The organism is Gordonia hirsuta DSM 44140 = NBRC 16056 (assembly GCF_000333015.1).
Taxonomy (GTDB): Bacteria; Actinomycetota; Actinomycetes; order Mycobacteriales; family Mycobacteriaceae; genus Gordonia; species Gordonia hirsuta.
This window is the reverse complement of the sequence record NZ_BANT01000013.1, coordinates 18221-35710: the sequence shown is the minus strand read 5'-3', so window position 1 is coordinate 35710 and position 17490 is coordinate 18221. Positions and strand designations below refer to the sequence as shown.

General features: G+C 67.6%; 20 protein-coding genes. 8 read left to right on the top strand and 12 right to left on the bottom strand.

Going from position 1 to position 17490, the window contains the following annotated elements; translation table 11 throughout:
- Window positions 1-117: 117 nt before the first annotated feature.
- A complete protein-coding gene (gene rpmE, locus GOHSU_RS04940; protein ID WP_005937739.1) occupies window positions 118-330 on the bottom strand; it encodes a 50S ribosomal protein L31 in 213 nt (70 codons plus the stop codon).
- A 200-nt stretch (window positions 331-530) separates the two neighbouring features.
- Here rpmE and GOHSU_RS04935 point away from each other — a divergent pair, with 200 nt between their 5' ends.
- Complete coding sequence (locus GOHSU_RS04935; protein ID WP_005937735.1) at window positions 531-1703, top strand: diflavin oxidoreductase; 1173 nt, start codon at window positions 531-533, stop codon at window positions 1701-1703.
- Between the two features lie 6 nt (window positions 1704-1709).
- Here the strand turns inward: GOHSU_RS04935 and GOHSU_RS04930 are convergent, their stop codons facing one another.
- The 9 genes from GOHSU_RS04930 to GOHSU_RS04890 form a co-directional block, all read right to left on the bottom strand.
- Window positions 1710-2312, bottom strand: coding sequence for a DNA-3-methyladenine glycosylase I (locus tag GOHSU_RS04930; protein ID WP_005937732.1), 603 nt, complete (start codon window positions 2310-2312; stop codon window positions 1710-1712).
- Window positions 2309-2851, bottom strand: coding sequence for a methylated-DNA--[protein]-cysteine S-methyltransferase (locus GOHSU_RS04925; RefSeq protein ID WP_005937728.1), 543 nt, complete (start codon window positions 2849-2851; stop codon window positions 2309-2311). Before GOHSU_RS04925 ends, GOHSU_RS04930 begins: the two co-directional genes overlap by 4 nt.
- Window positions 2852-2900: 49 nt before the next feature.
- Window positions 2901-4700 (bottom strand): transcription termination factor Rho, encoded by a 1800-nt coding sequence (rho, locus tag GOHSU_RS04920; protein ID WP_081597720.1) that lies wholly within the window; start codon window positions 4698-4700, stop codon window positions 2901-2903.
- Between the two features lie 267 nt (window positions 4701-4967).
- Window positions 4968-5924: a homoserine kinase gene (gene thrB / locus GOHSU_RS04915; RefSeq protein WP_005937723.1), complete on the bottom strand. Its 957-nt coding sequence runs from the start codon at window positions 5922-5924 to the stop codon at window positions 4968-4970.
- Window positions 5925-5933: 9 nt separating this feature from the next.
- Window positions 5934-7016 carry a threonine synthase gene (gene thrC, locus GOHSU_RS04910; RefSeq protein WP_005937720.1) on the bottom strand — a complete coding sequence of 361 codons (1083 nt, stop codon included), beginning with the start codon at window positions 7014-7016 and terminating at the stop codon, window positions 5934-5936.
- The gene (locus tag GOHSU_RS04905; RefSeq protein WP_005937717.1) at window positions 7009-8328 is read right to left on the bottom strand and encodes a homoserine dehydrogenase; all 1320 of its coding nucleotides are present in this window, start codon (window positions 8326-8328) and stop codon (window positions 7009-7011) included. Before GOHSU_RS04905 ends, thrC begins: the two co-directional genes overlap by 8 nt.
- Entirely contained in the window at window positions 8321-9742 is a 1422-nt protein-coding gene (gene lysA / locus GOHSU_RS04900; protein WP_024332503.1) for a diaminopimelate decarboxylase, read from the bottom strand. The genes GOHSU_RS04905 and lysA overlap by 8 nt, the downstream gene beginning before the upstream one ends.
- A gap of 8 nt (window positions 9743-9750) precedes the next feature.
- Entirely contained in the window at window positions 9751-11418 is a 1668-nt protein-coding gene (gene argS / locus GOHSU_RS04895; protein WP_005937712.1) for an arginine--tRNA ligase, read from the bottom strand.
- 146 nt (window positions 11419-11564) lie between these two features.
- A complete protein-coding gene (locus GOHSU_RS04890; RefSeq protein WP_024332502.1) occupies window positions 11565-12419 on the bottom strand; it encodes a shikimate 5-dehydrogenase in 855 nt (284 codons plus the stop codon).
- A 48-nt stretch (window positions 12420-12467) separates the two neighbouring features.
- On the opposite strand from GOHSU_RS04890, the gene GOHSU_RS04885 reads away from it, so the two are divergent.
- From GOHSU_RS04885 to GOHSU_RS16470, 7 genes are all read left to right on the top strand, one after another.
- Window positions 12468-12728 carry a hypothetical protein gene (locus GOHSU_RS04885; RefSeq protein ID WP_029759727.1) on the top strand — a complete coding sequence of 87 codons (261 nt, stop codon included), beginning with the start codon at window positions 12468-12470 and terminating at the stop codon, window positions 12726-12728.
- 5 nt (window positions 12729-12733) lie between these two features.
- Complete coding sequence (locus GOHSU_RS04880) at window positions 12734-13756, top strand: hypothetical protein (protein WP_005937703.1); 1023 nt, start codon at window positions 12734-12736, stop codon at window positions 13754-13756.
- Window positions 13757-13829: 73 nt separating this feature from the next.
- Entirely contained in the window at window positions 13830-14030 is a 201-nt protein-coding gene (locus GOHSU_RS16860; RefSeq protein WP_005937700.1) for a hypothetical protein, read from the top strand.
- A 16-nt stretch (window positions 14031-14046) separates the two neighbouring features.
- Entirely contained in the window at window positions 14047-14364 is a 318-nt protein-coding gene (locus tag GOHSU_RS17425) for a metallothionein (RefSeq protein ID WP_500778468.1), read from the top strand.
- On the top strand, window positions 14361-14687 hold the full coding sequence (locus GOHSU_RS04865) for a hypothetical protein (RefSeq protein WP_005937694.1): 327 nt from the start codon (window positions 14361-14363) through the stop codon (window positions 14685-14687). The genes GOHSU_RS17425 and GOHSU_RS04865 overlap by 4 nt, the downstream gene beginning before the upstream one ends.
- Complete coding sequence (locus GOHSU_RS04860; protein ID WP_005937692.1) at window positions 14687-15394, top strand: methyltransferase; 708 nt, start codon at window positions 14687-14689, stop codon at window positions 15392-15394. Before GOHSU_RS04865 ends, GOHSU_RS04860 begins: the two co-directional genes overlap by 1 nt.
- Before the next feature lie 14 nt (window positions 15395-15408).
- Entirely contained in the window at window positions 15409-15603 is a 195-nt protein-coding gene (locus GOHSU_RS16470; RefSeq protein WP_245551680.1) for a CDGSH iron-sulfur domain-containing protein, read from the top strand.
- A 25-nt stretch (window positions 15604-15628) separates the two neighbouring features.
- Here the strand turns inward: GOHSU_RS16470 and GOHSU_RS04855 are convergent, their stop codons facing one another.
- Together GOHSU_RS04855 and GOHSU_RS04850 are read right to left on the bottom strand one after the other, a co-directional pair.
- The gene (locus tag GOHSU_RS04855) at window positions 15629-16639 is read right to left on the bottom strand and encodes an iron-containing redox enzyme family protein (protein WP_005937689.1); all 1011 of its coding nucleotides are present in this window, start codon (window positions 16637-16639) and stop codon (window positions 15629-15631) included.
- 52 nt (window positions 16640-16691) lie between these two features.
- Window positions 16692-17282, bottom strand: coding sequence for a PAS and ANTAR domain-containing protein (locus GOHSU_RS04850; RefSeq protein ID WP_005937685.1), 591 nt, complete (start codon window positions 17280-17282; stop codon window positions 16692-16694).
- Window positions 17283-17490 lie beyond the last annotated feature (208 nt).

Here is a 17490-nt window from a genome sequence, read left to right as displayed (position 1 = left end):
GGGGGATTGCTTCGGGGAGGGAAATTCGGGGAGGGAAATCGGACAACGGGGTGGGGGTAAACCAACGGCGCCCGGCTGCGATCGTGGTTCGATCGAAAGCCGGGCGCCGTGGGAAAGCTACTTGGTGCGCTTGCCGTACCGCTTCTCGAAGCGGGCGACGCGACCGCCGGTGTCGAGCAGCTTCTGCTTGCCCGTGTAGAACGGGTGGCACTGCGAGCAGACTTCGACGTTGATCCGGCCGTTCTTGGCGGTGCTGCGGGTCTCGAAGGTGTTGCCGCAACCGCAGACGACGGTGGTCGCCTCGTAGGCGGGGTGCAGATCCTGCTTCATATCGGGGGTCCTTAATCTCTGTGGTCGCCGGGTCATCGGGCGGAGGGCCTCGATGTGAACCGGAACCGGACTGACCGGTCAATTATTCCACAGCCCGACCCCAGCCGCTAAATCGCCGGCGGCGAGACTATTCTGAAACCTGCAGATCGCACCCGTTGCCCTGTCGCCCGCCGAGGATTCCCGCCGAGGAGAACACACCGATGACCGACGATGCCACCCGCCCTCGCGCCGCCCGTAAGCCGCGCTGGTCCCGGCGCAATCCGTTCCAGGCGCGGGTCATCGAGAACAATCTGCTCACCTCGGCCCAGAGCCTGAAGGAGGTGCGGCACCTGGTGCTCGACATCGCCGACTCGGGGCTCGAGTATCAGCCGGGCGACGCGGTTTCGGTCCTGCCCACCAACGACCCGCACCTGGTGGCGGCCATCATCGAGCGGCTCGGTGTGCCGGCCGATACCGAGATCGTCGACCGCAAGGGCTCGCAGACCCTGGCCAATGCGCTGACGCACGGGTTCGAGATCACCTCGGTCTCCCAGTACCTGCTGGACCACCTGGCGACGGCGCTGGACAATCCGGTGGCCGCGCAACTGCTGGCCGGTGAGCGCAGTGCACTCGACGCCTGGTCCCGCGGACGCGATGTGCTCGATCTGCTCAATCTGGAACCGGACTGGTCCCCCACCCCCGAAGCCCTGCTGGGCGAGCTGCGTCCCCTGGCCGCACGCACCTATTCGATCTCCTCGTCACCGCAGGTGCACGCCGACACCCTGCACCTGACCCCCGCGACCGTGCGGCATCCGGCGACACCGGAATGGGGCGATGGCCGCGACCGGGGCGGGGCGGCCTCGACCTACCTGGCAGATCGTGTCGTGCCCGGTGACGTGGTGGGGATCTATCTGACGCCGAACAAGTCGTTCCGGCTGCCCGAACCCGATACCGACATCATCATGATCGGTCCGGGTACCGGGATCGCGCCGTTCCGCGGGTTCCTGCACCAGCGGGCCACCGTCGGCGGCAGCGGCCGCAACTGGCTCTTCCATGGTGCCCGGCACCGTGACCAGGATTTCCTCTACCGCGAGGAGATCACGGCACTGCACTCCGACGGCGTCATCGACCGGCTCGACGTCGCCTTCTCTCGCGAACAGGAGGAGAAGGTCTATGTCCAGCACCTGATGGACGGCCACGGCGAAGAGATCTATCACTGGCTGCGCGACGGCGCCGTGCTGTACGTGTGCGGGGACGCCGACGAGATGGCCAACAGCGTCGAGGAGGCACTGGTGGCCATCCTGGCCCAGTACGGTCCGCACGACGAGGACTCCGCCCGCGCCCGCGTCGGCGAACTGCGGGACGAGGGCCGGTACCTGCGCGACGTGTACTGACCGCGGTCAGTCCGGCCAGATGCCCGAACTGCCGCGCCGGTGCGAGCCGAGCAGATGGGTGTCGACGATGCCGACCGCTTCCATCAGTGCGTACATCGTCGTCGGTCCGACGAAGGTGAAACCCCTGCTGCGCAGGGCTTTTGCCAATGCGGTCGATTCTGGCGAGCTGGTGGGCACCTGGTCCGCCGTGACCGGCCGGGGCGTCGTGGGCGGCTGAAAGCTCCACACGAAGTCGGCCAGACCCCCCGATTCACGCAGCGCGACGGTCGCGCGGGCGTTGCCGATCGCGGCGAGGATCTTCTTGTGGTTCCGGACGATGCCGGCATCGGCCAGCAGCCGCTGCACGTCCGCCTCCGCGAAGGCGGCTACGGCATCGGGATCGAAACCGGCGAACGCCGCGCGGAAGGCGGGGCGCTTGCGCAGGATCGTCGCCCACGACAACCCCGACTGAAAAGCTTCCAGACTCAACCGCTCGTACATGCCGCGTTCGTCGCGGACCGGCATGCCCCATTCGGTGTCGTAGTAGTCGCGCAGCAACGGGTCTGCGGCGGCCCAGGCCGGTCTGGCCAGTCCGTCGGCCCCGATCACCAGAGGGTCGGGGCCACTCACGCGCCGCCTTCCATGTCCAGCAGCATGATCTTGGCCTCCAGGCCTCCGCGGTAGCCGCCGAGTCCACCGTCGGTGCGCAGCACCCGGTGACAGGGCACCATCGGCGGCAGCGGATTGGTGGCACAGGCGCTGCCGACCGCGCGCACCGCACCGGGATTGCCCAGGTATTCGGCGATCCGCTTGTACGTCCGGGTCTGGCCGTAACCGATCTGCGTCAGATAACGCTGAACGGTCTCCCGGAAACCCGACGTCAGCGAGTAGTCCAGCGGGATGATGAATTCCCGGCGCCGGCCGGCGAAGTATTCGTCCAGCTCCCGCGCGACCGCATCCAGCCGCCGCGGGTCTTCGACGATGCGCGGCGAGATCTTGGCGGCCAGTTCGGCGAGCACCGCATCGCGGTCTTCGCACTCATAGGCCACCCGCACCACCCCCACCGGGGTAGCGGCCACGAACAGCTCGCCGATGGGAGAGTCCACGACGCGGTAGACCACCTCGGGCAGGTCCCGATCGTCGCCGGCGGCGGACGGCTGGTCGGTCATCGGTTCTCCCCTCGTACCTCGTTCCGGCGGCCGGCACGGCCGGATCGGATCAGGCGTTGTCGTCGAGCGCGCCCGGAGCCGTCGCCTGCACCTGCATCAGGAACTCCACGTTACTGCGTGTCTTCTTCAGCTGCTTGACCAGCAGGTCGATCGCCTGCTGGCTGTCCAGGCCCGAGAGCAGCCGGCGCAGCTTGTGCACGATCGCGAACTCGTCCGGCGAGAGCAGCAACTCGTCCTTACGGGTACTGGACAGGTTGACGTCGACGGCCGGGAAGACGCGACGCTCGGAGATCTTCCGGTCCAGTTTGAGCTCGGCGTTGCCGGTGCCCTTGAACTCTTCGAAGATCACCGTGTCACCGGTGGAACCGGTCTCCACCAGTGCCGAGGCGATGATGGTCAGCGAGCCGCCGTTCTCGATGTTGCGGGCGGCGCCAAGGAAGCGCTTGGGCGGGTACAGGGCGGTCGAGTCGACACCACCGGACAGGATCCGTCCCGATGCCGGCGAGGCGTTGTTGTAGGCCCGGCCCAGCCGGGTGATCGAATCGAGCAGAACCACGACGTCCTTACCCTGCTCCACCAGACGCTTGGCCCGCTCGATCGCGAGTTCGGAGACGGTGGTGTGGTCTGACGGCGGCCGGTCGAAGGTCGAGGCGATCACCTCGCCCTTGACGCTGCGCTGCATGTCGGTGACCTCTTCGGGCCGCTCGTCCACCAGCACCACCATCAGATGGCATTCGGGGTTGTTGGTGGCGATCGCATTGGCGATGTCCTGCAGGATCGTGGTCTTACCGGCCTTGGGCGGCGACACGATCAGGGCACGCTGCCCCTTGCCGATCGGCATGATCAGATCGATCACCCGGGTGCTCAGCCGGTCCGGAGTGGTCTCCAGACGCAGTCGCTGGTTCGGGTACAGCGGGGTGAGTTTGTTGAAATCCGGGCGCTTACGCGACAGTTCCGGATCGCCGCCGTTGACGGTGTCCAGTCGCACCAGCGGATTGAACTTCTGCCGCTGGTGGGACTGCTGCTGTCCCTCACTGCCCTCGCGGGCCACCTTGACGGCTCCGGTGATGGCGTCGCCGCGGCGCAGACCGTAGCGGCGCACCATGTTCATCGAGACGTAGACATCGTCCGGCCCCGGCAGATAGCCGGAGGTGCGCACGAAAGCGTAGTTGTCGAGCACGTCGAGGATGCCGGCCACAGGTGCGACGACATCGCCCTCGTTGAGTTGCGGCTCGCCGTGGTCGCTGCGGTCCCGGTTGCGCCGGTTGCGTTCACGGCGGCGACCGCGCCGGCGGCCCGAACCGCCCTCGCCGTCGTCCTCGCCCTGGTTCTGGCCGCCCTGGTTCTGGTTCTGGCCACCCTGGTTCTGGCCACCCTGGTTCTTACCGCCGTCGCCGCGGCCGCCTTCGCGGGAACGCCGGTTGCGCCCGCCCTCGGACCGGTCGTCGGACTTCTCGCCCGCAGCCTGTCCACCGCGAGTCGTATCGCCTTGGCCCGACTCTGTCTTAGCGGGCTCGCTCTTAGCCGACTGGGCCTTGGGCGCCTCAGCGGTGGCCGACTGGGCCTTGGGCGCGTCAGCGATGGTCGACTCGGCGTCGGGCGCTTCGGCCTTGGTCGCGCCGGTCTTAGCCGGCTCCGTCTTGGCGGACTGGGCCTTGGCGGGCTGAGTCTTGGTGGCCTCCGTCGTGGCTTCGGTCGCCGTGGGGGCATCGGTCTTCGGTGCCTCGCGCTTGGCGGAGCCGCCTCGCTGGTGCGCATGAATAGCCTCGATCAGCTCGCCCTTGCGCATCCCCGAGGTGCCCTTGATACCCAATTCACCGGCGAGCCCGCGCAGCTGCGGCAGGAGCATGGCGGACAGGCCACGCTGGCCGGTGTCGGGGGTCTGCAGGTCCGTATCGGTCACGGATTTCCTTTCGTTCCCGGAGGCAGAGGCCGCCGGGACCACTGTCGACCAGTGGTGTGGAGATACTCAATGCTCTGCCGCGGCGAGAAGATCGCGATCGGTCCCATGCTGGCGCCGCACCACATCGGGAGAAGGCGGCCGCGTCGGTGACCCGACGAAGAAGCGAGGACAGAATCTTCGCGGCGGAACAGTGCAAGTGTAGCACCGCCCCGATCAAGTATGAACTGTGACACCCTCGCCGATGGCCAGCGGGGTCATCGTGAACCCGGCTGCGGCGGCGGATTCGGCTTCGGCCTGTCCCAGCGGTTCGGTTCCCAGGACCACCACCGAGGGGCCGGCGCCCGAGACGGTCGCCGCGTGACCGCCGCTGCGCAGCTCGGTCACCAGCGCATGTGTCTGCGGCATGGCCGGTGCGCGATAGTCCTGATGCAGGCGGTCGGCGGTGGCATCGAACAGGCACGACGGATCGCTAGTCAGCGCGACGACGGCCAGTGCCGATCGACTCAGATTGAACACAGCGTCGGCGCGCGGAACATCATGCGGCAGCAGACCCCGGGTCACCGCGGTCGACGACTCGGTCTGCGGCACGAAGGCGGTGGCGGTGATCGCCGGATGCAGGTGGACCCGCCGGGCGAAGTAGCCGCCCTCTCCGTCCATCCAGGTCACCACGGGGCCCCCGAGAACACTGGCTGCCGCATTGTCGGGGTGCCCCTCGAATTCCCCGGACAGCTGCACCAGCTCGGTCTCGCTCAGGGCGGATCGGAGCCCCTCGGCAGCCATCAGCGCCGAGGCCGCGACCAGGCCGCCGACCACCGCTGCCGCCGAGGACCCCAGCCCCCGCGAGTGCGGAATCATATTGGTGCAGTGCAGATGCAGACCCGGCGCCGAGATGCCGGCGTACTGCAGGCCGCGGATCAGCGCGCGTGCCACCAGATGCGTGCCGTCGCGCGGCACGTCGTGCGCACCCTCACCGGTGGCCTCAACGACCACATCGCCCTCGGTCACCGTCGCCGCGATGGTGTCGTAGATGCCCAGTGCCAGGCCCAGACAGTCGAACCCGGGTCCGAGGTTGGCCGTCGAGGCCGGCACCCGGACCTGAACGCGCTGGCCGGGCGTCAGCCGCAGCTGTGCATCGGGGGCGCCGGCCGGCGCGGTGGGAGTTGCGTTCATGGCCACCGACTATCGGACGCCGAGGGCGTCGGCGACAGCGACGGGATCCACACCGATGGCCTCGACCTGCGGCAGATCGCGCAGGGCGGTATCGGGGTCCTTGAGCCCGTTGCCGGTGACGGTGCACACCACCAGCGAACCCGGCTCGATCCAGCCCTCTTCCCGGCTGGCCAGCAATCCGGCCACACTCGCGGCGGAGGCCGGTTCGACGAAGACGCCGACCTTGCCGGCCAGCAGCCGGTAGGCCTCCAGGAGCTTGTCATCGGTGGCCGCGCGGAACATGCCGCCGGACTCGTCCTTGGCCGCCACCGCCTGGTTCCAGCTGGCCGGGGCGCCGATACGGATCGCCGTGGCGATCGTCTCGGGGTTGGCCACCGGTTCGCCCAGCACCAGCGGGGCTGCCCCTGCGGCCTGCACTCCGAGCATGCGCGGCAGCGCGTCGATGACTCCGTCGGCGTGGTACTCGCGGTAGCCCTTCCAGTAGGCCGTGATGTTGCCGGCGTTGCCGACCGGCAGCGCATGCACATCCGGTGCCCGGCCCAGCACGTCGACGATCTCGAACGAGGCGGTCTTCTGCCCCTCGATCCGGGCCGGGTTGACCGAGTTGACCAGTTCGATCTCCGGGTAGTCGGCGGTGACCTTGCGGGCCAGTTCCAGACAGTCGTCGAAGTTGCCCTGCACCTGGATCACCTTGGCGCCGTGCATAACGGCCTGGGCGAGTTTGCCCATCGCGATCTTGCCCTCGGGGATCAGCACCGCACTGGTGATACCGGCCCGGGTGGCGTAAGCCGCGGCCGAAGCCGAGGTGTTACCGGTCGATGCGCACAGCACCGCACGCTTGCCGTTGTTGACCGCGGTGGTCACGGCCATGGTCATTCCGCGGTCCTTGAACGAACCGGTCGGGTTCAGGCCCTCGACCTTCAGATACACCTCGCAACCGGTCACCTCGCTCAGGTACGGCGCCGAGATCAACGGCGTACCGCCCTCCAGGAGGGTCACGACCTTCCAGTCGTCGGCGACCGGCAGCCGGTCGCGGTAGGCCTCGATCAGTCCGGGCCAGGCGCGGTGGATCGGCGTATGGGTGTCAGTCATTGGTTCCCTCCAGGCGAAGTACGCTGGACACCTTGGTGACGGCATCCAGTTCTTCCAGTGCGGCAACGGTTTCCGACTGTGCTTGGTCGGAAGCACGATGGGTGACGATGATCAGGCGCGCCTCGTCGCCGGCGCCCTCCTGCCGCATCGCCGCGATGCTGACCCCGTTCTTGGCGAACTCCCCGGCGATCTGCGCGAGCACACCGGGCCGGTCGGCCACCTTCAGCGAGACGTAATAGCGGGTCTGGACATCATCGATCGTGGCGATCGGCAACGAAGCATAGGTCGACTCCAGCGGGCCCCGGCCGCGGAAGACACGGTTGCGGGCGGCCATCACCAGATCGCCCATCACCGCGGCGGCCGTCGGGGCACCGCCGGCACCCTGGCCGTAGAACATCAGCCGGCCGGCGTTCTCCGATTCGACGACCACGGCGTTGAACGCACCGTTGACCGTTGCCAGCGGATGCTCCAGCGGAATCAGCGCCGGATACACCCGGGCCGAGATCCGTTGGGTGCCATCGTCGGTCAGGCGCTCACAGATGGCCAGCAGTTTGATCGTGCAGTCGAACTTGGCCGCGGCCTCCAGATCTGCCGGGGTGATCGCGCTGATGCCCTCGCGGTACACATCGTCGGCGGTCACTCGCGTGTGGAAGGCGATCGAAGCCAGGATGGCCGCCTTGGCGGCAGCGTCGTAGCCCTCGACATCGGCGGTGGGATCGGCCTCGGCGTAACCCAACCGGCCGGCCTCGGCGAGTACCTCGTCGTAGTCGGCGCCCGTCTCGGCCATCTCGGACAGGATGTAGTTGGTGGTGCCGTTGACGATGCCGGCCACCCGGTTCACCGAGTCACCGGCCAGCGACTGCGTAAGCGGACGGATCACCGGGATCGCCCCGGCGACGGCGGCCTCGAAGTACAGGTCGACCGCGTTGGCGCCGGCGGCCTGCGAGAGCTCTCCGGCGTGCGCCGCCATGAGTGCCTTATTGGCGGTGATCACCGACTTCCCGGTCTCCAGTGCTTCCAGGATCAGCGCGCGCGGCGGGTCGATGCCACCGATCAGCTCGACCACCAGATCCACGTCTTTGCGGGCGATCAGGGTCGCCGGATCGGCGGTCAGCAGGGCCGGATCGATGCCGGGACGGGTCTTGGACAGATCCCGCACCGCGACCCCGCGCAACACCACCGGGGCGCCGACGCGGGCCTGGATGTCGGCGGCGTTCTCGGTCAGGATGCGGACCACCTCGGCCCCCACATTGCCCATCCCCAGCACGGCGACGCCGATGGGGCGCCCCGCGGTCACAGCGGTCTCACTCATTTACTACCTCCAGGCTCAGGAAGTCCTCGACGGTCTCCCGTCGCAGGATAGGGCGGGATCGTCCACCCTGGACCGCCACCACCGCCGGTCGCGGCACCAGGTTGTAGCGGCTGGACATGGAATAGCAGTAGGCGCCGGTGGCTCCGATGGCCAGCAGGTCCCCCGGCGCAAGGTCCGCCGGAAGCCAGCAGTCGCGTACGACGATATCGCCGCTTTCGCAGTGCTTGCCGACCACGCGGCACACCACGGCCTGGGCCTCGGAGGTGCGGGAGACGAGCCGGACGTCGTATTCGGCGTCGTACAGGACGGTGCGGATGTTGTCGCTCATCCCGCCGTCAACCGAGACGTACCGCCGCGCGGTCTTGCCCTCCAGGGCGACGTCCTTGATGGTGCCGACGCGATACAGAGTGATACCTGCCGGTCCGGCGATCGCCCGGCCCGGTTCGACGGCGATCTTGGGCATCGGCAGACCCAGCTGCTCGGACTCGCGGCGCACGATCTGTGCCAGGGCCTGCGCGAGCGTGCTCACCGGCAGCGGATCGTCGTCGGGCAGGTAGGCGATGCCCAGTCCGCCGCCCAGATCGAGCAGTTCGATCTGCTTGGTCTTCTCCACCCCGAACTCTTCGACCACCTCTGCCAGCAGGCCCAGGACGCGGTGTGCGGCCAGCTCGAATCCGTCGATCTCGAAGATCTGCGAGCCGATGTGGCTGTGCAGGCCCACCAGGCGCAGGTTCTCGGTGGCAAAGACCGCCCGGATCGCCTCCATCGCGGCGCCGCCGGCGATGGCGAAGCCGAACTTCTGGTCTTCGTGCGCGGTGGCGATGAACTCGTGCGTGTGCGCCTCGACGCCCGGGGTGATGCGGATCAGGACATCGGCGACCGTCCCGCGCTCGCCGGCCAGCCGGTCGAGTCGCTCGATCTCGACCATCGAATCGAGTACGACGTCACCGACACCGGCCGCCAGCGCCGCGTCCAGTTCGTCTTCGCTCTTGTTGTTGCCGTGCAGGGCGATGCGCTCGGCCGGGAAACCCGCATGCAGCGCCAGCGCCAGCTCTCCCCCGGTGCACACGTCCAGCGACAGTCCCTCGTCCTGCACCCAGCGGGCGACCTCGCCGCACAGGAACGCCTTGCTCGCATAGTGGACACGGCCGTAGGGGCCGAAGGCCTCGTGCATCTGCGCGCACCGGGACCGGAAATCGTCCTCGTCGTAGACGAACAGCGGGGTCTGATAGTCCTCGGCGAGCTCGGTGACGGCGACACCACCGACCTCCAGCACCCCGTCGGCATTGCGGAAAGCACTACGGGGGAACACATTCGCCGGGATCTGGGCCATCGCCTCGGGATCGCTGGGCCGCTGCGCCAGTTGCGGGGCAGCCAGGATCTCGGCGTGTCGTGGGCCTGCAGGGTGTGCCATGGGTCTTCCTACATCCGTTCCGGCGCGCTGACGCCGATCAGTTCGAGTCCGTTGGCCAGGACCTGGCGGGTGGCCTCCCCCAGGGCCAGGCGAGCTCGGTGCACATCGCCGGCCTCCTCGTCGCCCTGCGGCAGCACCCGGCAGTGCGAATAGAAGCGATGATAGGAACCGGCCAGGCTCTCCAGGTACCGCGGAATCCGGTGGGGTTCGCGTAGTTCGGCGGCGGTGCCCAGGACCGCGCCGAAATCGCCCAGGGTGCGGATCAGTTCCCCTTCGGCCGGGTGGGACAGCAGGTCCAGATGGTCGACATCGGCGGACAGACCGTGTTCGGCGGCGTTGCGGCCCAGCGCGCACAGGCGCGCATGGGCGTACTGGACGTAGTACACCGGATTGTCCGAGGACTGCTTGCGCAGCAGATCCAGGTCGATGTCGATGTTGACGTCGATCGACGAGCGGATCAGGGCATAGCGTGCCGCGTCGACACCGACTGCTTCGACCAGGTCGTCGAGGGTGATCACGGTGCCGGCGCGCTTGCTCATCCGGACGGGTTTGCCGTCCTTGACCAGATTCACCATCTGCCCGATGAGCACTTCCACGCGCGCATCGTCGTAGCCCAGCGCCGCCGCGGCGGCCTTCAGCCGGATGACGTAGCCGTGATGGTCGGCGCCGAGCATGTAGATCAGGTGATTGAAACCACGGTCGTGCTTGTCCTTGAGATAGGCGATGTCGCCGGCGATGTAGGCGGCGTTGCCGTCGGATTTGAGGACGACCCGGTCCTTATCGTCGCCGTAGGACGTGGACCGCAGCCACCACGCGCCGTCGGCGCTGTACAGGTTGTCGCTGGCCTTGAGTTCGGCGATCACCACGTCGACCAGGCTGTTGCCGTCGGCATCGCGCTCGAACATCGCGTTCTCGTGGGTGAAGACGTCGAAGTCGGTGCCGAACTCGTGCAAGGTCGCCTTGATGTGGGTGAACATCAGCTCCACACCCTGGGCGCGGAAGGTCTCCAGCCGCTGCTCGTCGTCGAGCTCCTCGATCCCGGGGTGCGCGGCGACCACCGCGGCGGCGATCTGGTCGATGTACTCCCCGGCGTAGCCGTCGTCGGGGGTCGGCAGCCCGCGGGCGGCCGCATCCAGGGACCGGGCGAAACGGTTGATCTGCTCGCCGTGGTCGTTAAAGTAGTACTCGCGGGTGACGGACGCCCCGCGGGCGGTCAGCACCCGGCCGAGCGCATCGCCGACCGCCGCCCAACGGGTACCGCCCAGATGGATCGGGCCGGTCGGGTTCGCCGAGACGAATTCGAGGTTGACCACCGCGTCGGCCAACTCCTCACCCCGCCCGTAGTCGGCGCCCTGGGTCAGGATGGTGGCGACCGTGGCGTTCTGCGCGGCCGCGGCCAGCCGTAGATTGACGAATCCCGGACCGGCCAGATCCGCATCGGCGACACCGGCATCGGCCTTGAGTTCGTCGACCAGCCAGCCGGCCAGTTCACGGGGGTTCACCCCGGCGCGCTTACCCAGCTGCAGGGCGATGTTCGTCGCGTAGTCACCGTGCTCGGGGTTCCGGGGGCGCTCCACCACGACGGTCTCGGGCACGAGCGAGGCGTCCAGGTCGTGCGCCTGGAATACGGCTTGTGTCGCGGCACGAATCAGCGCGGCGAGATCGGTGGGAGTCACGGCTCCCCATCCTATTGTTTCTTCCCGCTCGGTGGACAATCGGCCCACCCTGTCTCCCGGGACGCCGCGGAGACCCTCGGCCCTGCCGGATCGGCAGACCACCGGAAGCCGGGTCGGCAGACCACCGGAAGCCGGGTCGGCAGCGGTCAGCGTCCGGCGTATTCCGCCGCCGCGCGCACAGCCTCCGGGGACGGTGTGAGCCCCGTGTAGAGAGCGAATTGGGCTGCGGCCTGACCGGCGATGATCGCATCGCCGCTGATCACCGGCTTGTCCGCGGAGCGCATCCGGCGCACCAGCGGGGTCTGGGGCGGCATCGCGACCACATCGAGTCCGGCCTTGGCCGCATCCACCAGCTCCGATGGAAACGGCAGGCGATCGGCGTCGGCTCCGTCGGCACCGGCCATACCCGCGGGCGTGGCGTTGACCAGCAAGCCGTAGCGCGCGCCTGGATCAGCGGTCGGCCGGTAGTCGAAGCCGTATCGGCCGGCCAGGTCGGTGCCGGTCTGGCTGTTCCGGGCGATCACGGTGACATCGCTGAATCCGCTGTCGCGCAGGGCGGCAACGACCGCTTTGGCCATACCGCCGCTGCCGGCGACGGCGACCGGCCAGTCGCGGTCGAAGCCCGAGTCGGCAAGCAGATCGACCACCGCCTGGTAGTCGGTGTTGTAGCCGTGCAGCACGCCGTCGTCGTTGACGATGGTGTTGACCGAATCGATGGCCGCAGCCGAGGGCTCCAGAACGTCGATCAGATCGATGACCGCCTCCTTGTACGGCATGGAGACCGCCGCACCGCGGATCGGCAGGCCCCGGACCCCGGCGATCGCGTCGGCGATGCCCGTCGGCGCGAACCCCTTGTACACGTAGTTGAGCCCGTAGGCGTTGTACAGATGGTTGTGGAACCGGGTGCCGAAGTTCGACGGTCGCCCCGACAGCGAAACGCACAGCACGGTGTCCCGGTCGAGGGCACGGGCATGGGCCGGATGCGGCAGCGGTGCGGTCATGGCCACGAGCGTACGGACCGCGGCGTGCTCCGTGGCATGATCGAGCCCATGCAACGCGTCAGTGGGTTCCTGGTGATCATGGTGGCTCTCGGATTCGCCGGGATCGTCTGGATGATCGTCGACATCGTCGATCTCGGTTGGGGCGAGGTTCCGGGAAGCACCTACGCTTGTGGCGTTCTGGGGGCCGTGCTGTCCGGCTTCGCGCTTTACCGCGAGTTCGGCGGTCAGCCGATCGTCTCGCTGGATCCGTACTCGGTGAGCCCGGCCGAGCAGTATGAGGAACAGAAGAAGCACGACGGGCTGAGCTGACGACGATGACGGCAACTTCGCTCGCGCAGCAACTGCTCGACGCCCAGGTGCGGTGGACGCTGGAGCAATTACGCGGGGAGGAACTGACTGCGCTGGTCACCGACCTGGTCGACGACGTCCTGGGCACCGGTGAAACGTGCACGGTGGCCCAACTGCTGGATCCGGCCGACATCAAATCGCTGGCCCGACTGGCGCTGACCCGGGTTCCGGCCAGCACGATCGCCTCGACGATGGTCCAGTCCGGTGCCCAGATCCTGGTGGAGAACCCCGCCGGTGAATACACCCTGAGCGAGCTGATCGACCGCCAGAACGTCGAACGGCTCACCGATGAACTACTCGCGCTGACCCCGATCCTCGAACGCGGTCTCGATGAGTTGACCAGCAGTCCCATCGTCGCCTCGCTGGCCTCACGGTTCGTCGGTCGCATCGTCAACGATGTGTTGGCCGGCAATCGCGCGGTCGCCGAGAAGATCCCGGGCGTGGGCTCGTTGATGTCGTTGGGTACGTCGGTGGCCGGCAAGGCTATCGGCAAGACCGGTGAACAGTTCGAGCAGTTGTTCGGCGAGACCGCCGCCAAGGGCGCCGAGTTCGCAATGAGCCGGCTGAACAAGATCATCATCACCACCCTCAACGACCCCCAGACCCGCAGCGCGGTCTTGGAGGTCTTCGACCGCTACGCCGACCGGCCGGCCGGTCGGCACGACAGGATGGTCACCGCGCCGGACGCGATCCGCCTCGGCGGCGTGGTGCAGGACATCAGCATCGTCGCCGCGGCAAGCCCCCCGGTACTGGCGCTGATCGACGCGTTCATCGATGCCTTCTTCGCCACCTACGCCGGGCATCCGGCGTCGGTTCTGCTCGAGGACATCGCCCTGGATCGTGATGATCTGGTCGGCTACGCCACGTCGATGGCGCCGCGGCTGTTCGCCGCCGCCGCCGACAGCGGCGAACTCGAACAGATCGTCCGCCGCCGGCTGGCACCCTTCTACGATTCACCCGCGGTCGCCGAGATTCTGGCGCACGTTTAACTCCACTCCTGTCGGGTACTCCCTGGGCGGCGGAGGAAATCCTTCGCTAACCCCAACAAGGAGGTGTTCGACGATGGCAGATCCGAACAACCCTGGACAGTTCGGCAATCGCGCTGACACGGAGGAGCAGGCACACAAGGGCGGCGAAGCCAGCCCGACCAGTTTCGGTTCCTCAGGCGGTGCCGACCCCCACGAAGCCGGCCGCAAGGGCGCAGAAGCCGAACCGCACGAAGCCAAGGTCCGAGGCGGCGAACACAGCCACGGCGGACGATGAAAAGCAGCGGGAGGAGATGCGCACCGGCGCTCTCCTCCCGCTCGCATCGACCCCGCTCGCATCGACAAGGAGGTTTCCCATGGCCGTTTGTGACATTTGCGGCAACGACTACCCGAACGCTCTGCTGATCTCGGTGGAGGGCAAACCCGGCCGAGGCGTGTACGACAGTTTCGAATGCGCTATCGCCGGTCACGCTCCCCGGTGCGCACACTGCGACTGTCGGATCATCGGTCACGGCGTCCAATCCGGCGAGGCGATCTTCTGCTGCGCCAGTTGTGCACGCCACCAGGGTATCGAAGAGCTGGTCGATCACATTGGAGGCGAATCGGCATGACCACACCGGAACGCGATTCCGATCTGCTCGATGGACGGGCGGTCCGTCCGCTGAAGGCGATCGGGATGATCGGCTACGTATTGCTCCTGGTGGCCATCGCACTGATTGCCGTAGCCGTAGTCGCGGCCACCGCCGATTGGGCGCTGACCCCCTGGGTGACGGCTGCAATCGTCTGCACGGTCGTGGCCGTCGGCTTTCTCGCCGGCAGCCGTGTCGCCCTTCCATCCCGGCCCGGTCACGACCGTGCCGAACATGATCCGCTGATCCCCGAAGTCACTGCCGAAGAGGCCGACGACTACGAACGTCGGCATCGGAACACGTGATGACCACGGCTGACCCCGTCTCCGATCACGCCCCGGTCGCCGCGACCGCAGCGGACGTCTACCGGCCACAGGCTGACACGTATCTGCTCATCGAGGCACTCCGTCGCCTGCCGGTCACTGGGCGCCGGGTACTCGATGTGTGTACGGGTGCCGGCCCGGTTGCGGCCGCGTCGGCAGAGCTGGGCGCGCGGAGCGTCGTCGCGATCGATACCTGCCCCCGCGCGGTGGCCACCGCGGCCGCGCTGCGACCAACCGGACCGGCGTGGACCTGTGTGCAGGCGACAGTCGCCGACTTCGCGCCGGCGGCACCGTTCGAGCTGGTGACCTGCAACCCGCCCTACGTCCCGGCTCCCGGGCCTGGCATCGACTGTCCGTCGCCGGCCGGCCCGACCCAGGCCTGGGATGCCGGACCAGACGGGCGCGAGGTCTTGGACGCGCTGTGCGCCCGCGCCACGGCTCTGGTGGAGCCGGGGGGTTCACTCCTGCTGGTCCAGTCGCTGCTTGCGGATCCGGCGAAAACTGCGATGTGTTTGCGTGACGATCATTTTGGGGTCACCGAGGTGCTGCGCCGACGGATTCCTTTCGGCCCGGTTCTGCGTTCACGCCGCAGCTGGCTGGTCGATTGCGGTCTGATCGGCCCCGACCAGTGGACCGAGACGCTGTGCGTCCTCCTCGCGCGACGTGAGACTTCGGAAGGACCGAGATGAGCCCGACCCCGCGGATGAATCAGACACCACGGGTCGTCCGGGTCGTGCGCGGTGGACCGATCCTCGTCGAAGGTCCGGTCCAGATCCAGTACGGCTCCACCACCGTCACATGCGATCGGTTCCAAGTCGCGATCTGCGCCTGCGGCCGAAGCCGTACTCCTCCACTGTGCGATACCAGCCATCGCGGCCGACGACGGCCGCGGGCCTAGTCTCCCTCCTCACCCCGCAGTCGCTCTACCTCGTAGCAGCGGCCCCGAGCGGAGCAGCGAGAACCGTGGAACCCTGCTCCCAGGCATCGAGGAGCACTCGGCCCAGCCGCGCTTCCGTCCATAGGAAGATGCGGATTCCGGCCACGACGTCGGCCTCCAACTCCGGCTCTTCAGTGAGCAGGCCGGCGACCACGTCGTCGCGCATCACCTGTTCGTGGACCGCGTCGGCTTCCACGTGTTCGCGGTAGAAGTGTCGTACCGGCTCGGGCGCATCGAGCCGTTCCAGACCAGCCAGTAGCCGAGCGCACGCCGGCGACGACGTGACTTCCGTAGCGGCGAAGTGCCCTACGATGGCACCGCGTCTGGCCCGCCGCAGCCCCAGCGCCGTCATCGTGGTGACCGGCACGAGCGCTTCGGCGGGTGCGACATTCAGATAGTGCAGGTACGCAGACTGCAGCCCGGCGGCCTCCAGCAGCTCAGCGAACAGCCGCTGGTGCACGCGCTCCGCGCGACCGCCCCCGTACTCATCGGACTCGACTGCGACGAAGGCGGCGACAGCAGCAACCGGCAGCCTCGGAATGGCCCACGCATGCGGATCCGCCTCCTTGAGGTGGTAAAGGGACCGTACGGCGAAGTAGTCGCTGAACTCTCGCATCGTCCCCTGCGTACTGAGCCAGTCCGCGGGACCGCCGCCATCGGTGGGCTTCAGCAACTCTGCGAACTCCGCGTCGACCGAGGCAGGCGGTCCGGCGCAGGCCTCGTCCACCGCCGCCAAGAGCTCGTCCTCGTACCGGACGCGCACTGCGATCAGGTTCGGATCCCATTCACGCCGGTCATCGACTCCGGCCCAGCCGCGGTAGTGCAGTTCCTGCAGCACGAACAGCGCCAACTGACGATCCTCTCCCAGCGGATCCGCCGAAGACATGCGGCCGAGCAACTGCATCGGATCCACATCGGTGGCCAATGCGGTCAGGATTGCGGCCGACTCCGGGCCGCGAGGGTAAGGCAGCGCAGGACCGACTCGACACTCGTTCATTCAGCTTGAGTACCCGGCTCCTGCGTCCGCCAAACGCACCCGCCGGGTCTCATCATTCGTCGAAGGGACTCAATACCACCACGTCGAAATCGCGGCGCACCGATTCGGGAAGGTGTACGCGGACCGGTGCGCTGGCCACCAGGTCATGGCACAGCTCACGCAGCTTCCGGTTCTCCTGCTGCGACCGCCAGCGGAGCAGGTCGAAAGCCTGATCCTCGTCGATGTTGTAGACAAGCATGAGCATGCCCTTGGCCTGCTCGATCGAGGAGCGTTGCCGCTGGAAACTCTCCACGTGAGAGCTGACCCTGGTGCGGACCGAATCGCCCACGATGACACCGAGATCGAGGTAGTAGCCTTCCGATCCGGCGACCTGGCCGTCGTAGGTGAAGGTCCGCCCCAGGACGGCGACCGAATGCACGCGGCCGGCGGTGTCGACGATCCTGTGTCGACTGGAGAAGTGCGTACGCGTGCTGCGCATGGTGTCGACGAGCGCATCGAAGGTCGCTCGGTCCTCGGGATGCTTGTGACTGCGCAGCAGTCCGGTCGTCGGTATCACGTCACCGTGTTGATAGCCGTGCATAGCCGCGACCTCCGGCGACCATTCCCAGACGTCGTCGTCGAACCAGTACCGGTAACTGCCCACCCTGCCGCTCAGTCCACCGCCCGATTCCTCCTGGCTTCCCGTCTCTGGATCTTGCGCTTCGGGCTGCTGGTCTCGAACGACCTTCGAAGACGACACGACTTGCCGACCCCTTCCCCCAAAGGCGCAGCGAATCACCCGCCGTACGCTCGCACGACGCGAAAAGCGCTTCGACGGCACCTGGATCACATCATGATAGCTGCGGCGCCAG